The following is a 7,158-nucleotide window of genomic DNA, read 5'->3' on the forward strand; positions in this document are numbered from 1 at the left end:
GCGGAAGTGGCCTTCGCGATGTCCGGAGCCAAGATCCTCTGGGGGCAGGTGATCGTTGTCGGCCTGATCGTCTTGCTGGCCATCTGGGGCGCGACCGAGTGGACGGCCTGGCGGCTCGCTTGGCAGCCGGAGCTTGGGCGGCCCTGGTTCGAACTGGCGGGCTTCAAGATCTATTACCCGCCGGTCTTCTTCTGGTGGTGGTTCGTCTACGACGCCTATGCGCCTCAGGTCTTTGTCGAGGGCGCCTTCATTGCGGCGTCGGGGACGTTTATCTCGATCGCGGCGGCGATCGGCATGTCCGTCTGGCGGGCCCGCGAGGCCAAGAACGTTGAGACCTATGGTTCGGCGCGCTGGGCTGATGCGCAAGAGGTTCGAGCAGTCGGACTTCTCGGTCCGGATGGTGTGGTGCTGGGCAAGCTCGACCGCGATTATCTTCGCCATGACGGACCGGAGCATGTGCTGTGCTTTGCGCCCACCCGATCCGGCAAGGGTGTCGGCCTTGTCGTTCCCTCGCTGCTTGCCTGGCCGGGCTCGGCCATCGTCCACGACATCAAGGGTGAGAACTGGCAACTGACCGCGGGCTTTCGCTCGCGGCATGGTCGTGTCCTGTTGTTCGACCCCACCAATGCGAATTCCTCAGCTTATAATCCACTGCTCGAAGTCCGGCGCGGGGAGTGGGAGGTTCGCGACGTCCAGAACGTCGCCGACGTCCTGGTCGACCCCGAAGGCTCGCTCGACAAGCGGAACCACTGGGAGAAGACCAGTCATTCGCTCCTGGTCGGCGCCATCCTTCACGTCCTTTATGCCGAGGCGGACAAGACCTTGGCCGGCGTGGCCGCCTTTCTGTCCGACCCGAAGCGGCCGATCGAAGCGACGCTGAAGGCGATGATGACCAGCGCGCATCTTGGCGAGCAGGGTGCTCATCCCGTGGTCGCCTCGACCGCCCGCGAACTCCTTAATAAATCGGAGAATGAACGCTCTGGCGTGCTGTCCACCGCGATGTCATTTCTCGGGCTGTACCGCGATCCCGTGGTGGCCCAGGTGACCTGCCGGTGCGACTGGCGGATCGCGGATTTGATCTCCGATGCCAGTCCTACGACGCTCTACCTCGTGGTGCCGCCCTCAGATATCTCACGGACCAAGCCGCTGATCCGCCTGGTGCTGAACCAGATTGGCCGGCGCCTGACGGAGGACTTGCACGCCCGTGACCGCCGGCATCGAGTCCTGATGATGCTCGACGAGTTCCCGGCGCTTGGGCGGCTTGATTTCTTCGAGTCCGCCCTCGCTTTCATGGCGGGGTACGGCATCAAGAGTTTCCTGATCGCGCAATCGCTCAATCAGATCGAAAAGGCCTATGGGCCGAACAATGCGATCCTCGACAACTGTCACGTCCGGGTCAGCTTCGCGACCAATGACGAGCGGACCGCGAAACGCGTGTCCGATGCGCTCGGTACGGCGACCGAGATGAGGGCCATGAAGAACTATGCCGGTCACAGATTGAATCCCTGGCTGGGGCACCTGATGGTCTCCCGTCAGGAGACGGCGAGGCCGCTTTTGACGCCAGGCGAGGTCATGCAGCTTCCGCCAATGGACGAGATCGTCATGGTGGCGGGCACGCCGCCGATCCGGGCGAAGAAGGTCCGCTACTACGAGGATCGGCGATTCACCGAGCGGGTTCTGCCGCCGCCCGATTTCGCGGCCGCCGGCCGGTCATCGCGAACGGATGGATGGTCAGCGCTCGGAACGCCGAATCCGACGGGAGATCCAACTGACAAAGCCGCGGAGGCCGAGGAAGACACGGCGAACAGTGGCCTTCGTCGCGAGCCCGAACTCCCCGACCATGTCGCGATCGCCAAGGAGACGACCGAGCCAACGCCGGCAGAAGAGTTTGCTGTCGTGCTTGACGACGATGAGGACGCTGTCCGCCAATCTCGACTTATGCCTCAGCAGATGCGCGGTGTCGCCCGTCAGATCGTCTTGGACCCGAACGATGGTATGGACCTGTGAGGCAATATGCGCGACCGGATGAACGTGTATTTCCCGCCAGAGCTTCTGAAACAGATCTCGGACCTCGCCGATCGGAAGAAGCTCTCTCGGTCTTCGATCGTGGAAGCGGCTGTTATTTCATTTTTATCGCCGGACGGAGAGGACAGGCGGGAAGCCGCATTTGCCCGTCGCCTGGACCGGCTATCGCGTCAGATGCAGAGGCTGGAGCGTGACGTCGGTCTGACGGCGGAGACCCTGGCCCTGTTCATCCGCTTCTGGCTGACCATTACGCCACCGTTGCCCAACGATGCGCAGGCGGCCGCGCAGATCAAGGGAAGGGAGCGCTTTGAAGGATTTGTCGAGGCGCTTGGGCGCCGGCTGCAGAAGGGGCAGAGTTTTCTGCGTGAGATTCCAGAGGACATCGTTCGTCAGGAGACGGACAGTCAAACCTGATTGAACCACGTAGGTCAGAGACTTTTCCGATCTTTCTTTTTCCACGCCAGCCTACGATGGCACCAATTTAGCCAACCCGACGAAAAGCTGGACGCGGTATCGGCTCGCATGAGCTGAGGAGCAAAAAGGGCCAGCATGCAAAATTCGGAGGCATGGCGTCTCGTCGCGCGCGTTTTTCTCCCATTTGCTGCCGGATACTATCTTTCGTATCTCTTCCGAACGATCAACGCTCTGATCTCCAGTCATCTCGTCGCGGAGATCGGGCTCAGCACTGCCGATCTCGGGCTCCTCACGTCCGTGTACTTCCTGGTGTTCGCGGCGGTCCAGATCCCGATCGGCATTTTGCTGGATCGCTTTGGTCCCCGCCGGGTTCAGAGTTGCCTGCTTTTGGTCGCCGCCGCAGGCACCTGGCTGTTCGCGATGTCCACGAGTTTGCTGTCGCTCCTGATATCGCGAGCAATGATCGGGCTTGGGGTGGCGGCGGCATTGACGGCTGGATTGAAGTCCATCGTTCTCTGGTTTCCGAGCGAACGCGTGGCCTTGCTGAACGGCTACATGGTCATGCTAGGTTCGCTCGGAGCGGTGACCGCGACAGCTCCCGCCGAACATTTGATCGCCTGGATGGGCTGGCGACCGCTCTTTGAGATCCTGGCGGCGGCAACCGGCGTCACGGCCGTGCTCATCTATATCGTGGTTCCTGAACGAGCCATCATCCAGCCATCAGGATCAATGCCCGGCACATTGAGCTCCGTCTTCGGCGATCGGCGTTTTTGGCGAATTGCCCCGTTGTCAGCCACTTGCGTCGGATCGGCCTGGTCTCTGCAAGGATTGTGGGCGGCGCCCTGGCTGACCGACGTCGAAGGATTTGATCGAACGGGACTTGTCGGGCAGCTGTTCACAATGTCACTCGTCCTTTGCGGAGGTGCCTGGTTGTTCGGCACACTGGTCCATTGGATAAGGCGAAGAGGGGGTGGAGTAGAGATCGTCCTGGCCGTGATCGCAGGGAGATGGCAGCCACCGAAATAGGGCGCCTCCGTTGGCGGCATGAGTGGCGGCTCAAACGAGCATCCACATCGTAAACGCGGCGCAGAGGCAGATCGTGCCCACGACAGTCATCCGGCAAAGAAGCGCTCGGTTCGGTCCATGTCGATCATCTTCGAGATCGATCCACGCCCATAAACGTTTAAAGCTGCACGCTGGCTCCTGCTTGCGCCTGTCGTAATCTGTCAGAGCTAACGTCCCATTAGTCAGAGCTTACGTCCCATTAGACGGTGTGAGCGCTCTACGAACTGGCATTCCAGCAAATTCGATCTGAGGGGCTTCGAAACCAACTGAATCAGCTGGTTGTTAACCGCTATCTGCAAGCGCGCACCGAGCAGCTCTTGACCCTGAGTACGGCAACGCTCGTTGCGTGTGTCGGGCTCTTAGTGCCCAAGTTGCAGTAACTGATAGCCCTCCGAGGCTCGCGCAATAGCGGGGGTTGTGTTGATCAATTGGCATCGGTCGTCGAGCAGGTTCGTGGTCCAATGCGGCGAGACAAAGTAAGGATCAAACGTCGGAGTGATGAAAAGCTAACCATAATCGAAGAAGGATCGCTCAAAAGTTCACTGCTGCTGGTGCGAACCTTAATGCATGCCTGCGCAGAGCGCAGGCGGACGACGCTCTGGCGCTGACACTCGACATTGCACTCAGCGCTGGGGCTGCTCACCTGCTTTGATGGATGGCGGACAAAAGGCTCCAGTCATCGGACTGGAGCCGCCACCTTCCTAAGCGCCTCCGCGAGGGGGATTGCGGGCAGTCGGAAGAGCGGGGTTTATCGATCTAGTCAATGTTTCAACCGGATGCACGCTAGCGGCAAAAGTCAGACTATTGCGCTGTCATAAAACCAGTCAAACACCGGGCTTGTCATTTCAATCTGCGAGACTTTAACTCTGACACTCAGAAATAACAGGTTTGTGAAAAAAAAGCCGAAGGGGGTCCGCAGTGGAGAAGGTGCGACGCTTACGCGCGATGGGTTCGCTGTGTCGTCAACAGGCAGCGTACAATGGCGTGAATAAATGGAAGCTCCTCGCGGAAGCAGAATACTGGGAGCACTTGGCTGAGCTTGAGCTGTCGTCCCATTTCCAAGAATGCAACGTCGCTTGTGCAAATGAAAGAACAGAGCCTCAAGCACGCACAGAGGCGAATGATTACTCGCGCCGGGAGACGATTGCCCCCGAAGCAACGGCGACCACGAATGACGCGCAGTGTGCGCTTATGCCCCTATGAGCAAGATCCTCGTCGCGGCAATCGAAATGTGGGTTGGTCCAGCGCGCCAGAGTCGGCGACCTTACTCTTCTGGCCTATATGTCGCGATTTTGCGCGCGCCTTCCCAAAGCTCGACGACTTGGCCGTTAACGAGCTGCTTGGCTCGTTCGCTCGCCGTTGGTTCGTCGACGCAATCAAGTTCAAGGCGAAGCTGTATGTGGCCGTCCGATCCAAGAATGTAGGCTCGATACTCCGGCATGAGTTGCTCCAAAACATCAGTTCCGAAGCTGAAACCCGAGAAAATTACAACAACATCAAGAAGCTGTCCATTTAATTAGGACGATACTCCCATCCGTTCCCGACGGATCACTGCTCTGGACATACTCAAGAGCGCCACCGCCGCTGAGGAGGTACACGTTCGGATTCACCCAACCCCGAATATTAAGCTGCCTTCGTTGCATTGCATGATCGATTAAATACATTTAACGAATTAAATTCGGATAACTGAAAATAATGTGGTGCCTCTGTCGGTCCGAAGACGTTCGTGACGTGGATGTCATGCCTCGACAGAAGATGACGATCGACGTGAAGTTTTTGAGGACCTGCGGTAGATTTGCGGCCGTAACGCCGCCCGCCATGACCTTGCTTCTATCGACCTCACTCACGTCAAACGCCATCGCTGCGTCTGGGGCAAAAGGTGTGAACGGAGGTGGGGCAGAGCACCATCACCATGAGCACCACCTCGAACACCATCCTCACGACCGGGACGACGATTAGTTGATGAGGGAAGAGGTCCGCCTCAGGCACTCCTGGGGCCTCTGCCTTGTAAGCACATGGCCTACTCACCTAGTCGTGAGTTGGGTCGCTGTCGGCGCTCTACACATCTCGGTCGGGTTAATCGAGACGGTCTCTCGCCCATGGGCGACCTGCGCCGATAGTGCCACAAACAGCATCAATGTCGTTAGGGGCACCATTCCGGCGCATCATGCTCGCGCGCCGAGAGCGTCGTCGGTCGTGGCGACGTGCAGCGTGTTCAGACTGCGGCCATCGGGCAGCGGAACGGATCAGCAATCACGCCGCTGTCAGTCTCGATTGCTCATCATGCTTCGTGCTACTGCAGTTTCTGGTTGTTGGCTACTTCTCGCGCTAAACTAAGCTCAAGCTCAGTGAGCTTTTCGATCAAGTGCTCCACGATCTCCGCGCAGTCCGAATGCGTCAGCGAATGCACTCCGCGCGATGTCAGTTGGTTCTTGAGGATAGTCGCCATCATGGCTTTGACGCTCATGGACGGGCCTCGTCTGAAAAATCGGATCGTCACAAAATCAATCTGAAGTAGACGTTGAATATGGACGACACGCAACGGAAAGAAGTTTGGTTCAACCTCCGTACAAGTACGGGCGGCGCTCGCGCTATGTTGCGTCGCGAAGCACGTGCCGTTGCAACACCAAAGCAGCGCTTCGCTCCGAATTCGGGACTTACGAAACAATTCGTTAGCTTTTATCTGGCTTGCTAGGTGCGTGCCGATTACCGCCGATTGCGGCACATGGAATGGGAATACCGGCCCCGGCTGTTCCTCCCAACCTGCGGCCGGGGCCGTTTGAACTTGCACTGCACCGTTCAACCCGGTCCACGACAATGTTTAGAGGCATTGCCATCACGCTATTTGGGCTGACCATTCTTTCGCAGCTCGATCAGACGCTCTTCTATGGTCGAAATACTGGCGCCGCGCTCAGGCTTGTGCGGGACATTAGTCGTGGTTCCGGCCTGTAGGTCAGCCGTGCTGCGCTCCTTCGGGCGGGGCATGCGCGAGCTTCCTCGACGGCTACTTCTTCAACAATACCCCTATCGTTCGCGCCATTCGCCTCACTGATCCTGCATGACGGCCCAGCGCGGCTGCAATCTTCGATACGCCAGCGCCCGTCCGTGCCAGCTTCGACAATTGCTGGACCTCGCGGTCGGTCCATTGCTTTGGCTTCGGCGTTTTCATGGTGCAGTGCTCACCCGCACCAGTTAACCAGCGCGCCTCGTTTCGAACACTTGGGAAATTTACGGGTGGGTCCGTGGGCTGCGATCGAGGTTCACCGAGAAATAGTCGACCACTTCCGTAGCCTCGGCGCCTTGCCTGAAACCCCGCTGTTCTTCGAAATCGACCGAAGGACCACATGGATGAACTGCTGGCGGCGTACAATGACATCACCGCTTCCGGATTGGGCCCCTCCCAACCGCAATGCGATGCGGCGAAGGCGGAGCAGCGTTCGCTGGCGGAGCCATGCGCAAAGTTCCGTTGTGCACGTCGATCTAGCCGGCTTGACCTCTTCCGCGTCAGCCACGCGTTCGCTGAGCGGGCGGCTTAAACTCCACGACCTCGTGCTGGTCGCACGGATTAGCTCGCTCGTTTTTCTTGACGATTAGCTCAAGCTCGAGAGCCTCGAAGGCGAGTTCATCCGCCAAGCGCTTAAACAGCTCGCGCTT

General features: G+C 58.8%; 4 protein-coding genes and 2 pseudogenes. 5 read left to right on the forward strand and 1 reads right to left on the reverse strand.

Annotated features, from left to right (window positions below):
- Window positions 1-18: 18 nt before the first annotated feature.
- From AC0L3B_RS29090 to AC0L3B_RS29110, 5 genes and pseudogenes are all read left to right on the forward strand, one after another.
- A complete protein-coding gene (locus tag AC0L3B_RS29090) occupies window positions 19-2,007 on the forward strand; it encodes a conjugal transfer protein TraG (protein WP_473381484.1) in 1,989 nt (662 codons plus the stop codon).
- 6 nt (window positions 2,008-2,013) lie between these two features.
- The gene (locus AC0L3B_RS29095) at window positions 2,014-2,439 is read left to right on the forward strand and encodes a CopG family transcriptional regulator (RefSeq protein ID WP_473381485.1); all 426 of its coding nucleotides are present in this window, start codon (window positions 2,014-2,016) and stop codon (window positions 2,437-2,439) included.
- A 135-nt stretch (window positions 2,440-2,574) separates the two neighbouring features.
- Window positions 2,575-3,441, forward strand: a pseudogene (locus tag AC0L3B_RS29100) (MFS transporter); the annotation flags it as partial.
- Between the two features lie 1,234 nt (window positions 3,442-4,675).
- Window positions 4,676-5,020: a hypothetical protein gene (locus tag AC0L3B_RS29105; protein ID WP_157642962.1), complete on the forward strand. Its 345-nt coding sequence runs from the start codon at window positions 4,676-4,678 to the stop codon at window positions 5,018-5,020.
- 229 nt (window positions 5,021-5,249) lie between these two features.
- Window positions 5,250-5,463: pseudogene (locus AC0L3B_RS29110) on the forward strand (hypothetical protein); the annotation flags it as partial.
- Window positions 5,464-5,797: 334 nt separating this feature from the next.
- Here AC0L3B_RS29110 and AC0L3B_RS29115 read toward each other — a convergent pair.
- Window positions 5,798-5,971 (reverse strand): hypothetical protein, encoded by a 174-nt coding sequence (locus AC0L3B_RS29115; RefSeq protein WP_162847274.1) that lies wholly within the window; start codon window positions 5,969-5,971, stop codon window positions 5,798-5,800.
- Window positions 5,972-7,158: the final 1,187 nt, after the last annotated feature.

The sequence above is a fragment of the Bradyrhizobium sp. Kon56 genome (assembly GCF_055807635.1).

Excerpts from the sequence above, each read along its gene's own strand:
- AC0L3B_RS29105 (WP_157642962.1), top strand. The coding sequence starts at position 4,676 with ATGACGCGCAGTGTGCGCTTATGCCCCTATGAGCAAGATCCTCGTCGC.
- AC0L3B_RS29115 (WP_162847274.1), bottom strand. The coding sequence starts at position 5,971 with ATGAGCGTCAAAGCCATGATGGCGACTATCCTCAAGAACCAACTGACA.
- AC0L3B_RS29095 (WP_473381485.1), top strand. The coding sequence starts at position 2,014 with ATGCGCGACCGGATGAACGTGTATTTCCCGCCAGAGCTTCTGAAACAG.
- AC0L3B_RS29090 (WP_473381484.1), top strand. The coding sequence starts at position 19 with ATGTCCGGAGCCAAGATCCTCTGGGGGCAGGTGATCGTTGTCGGCCTG.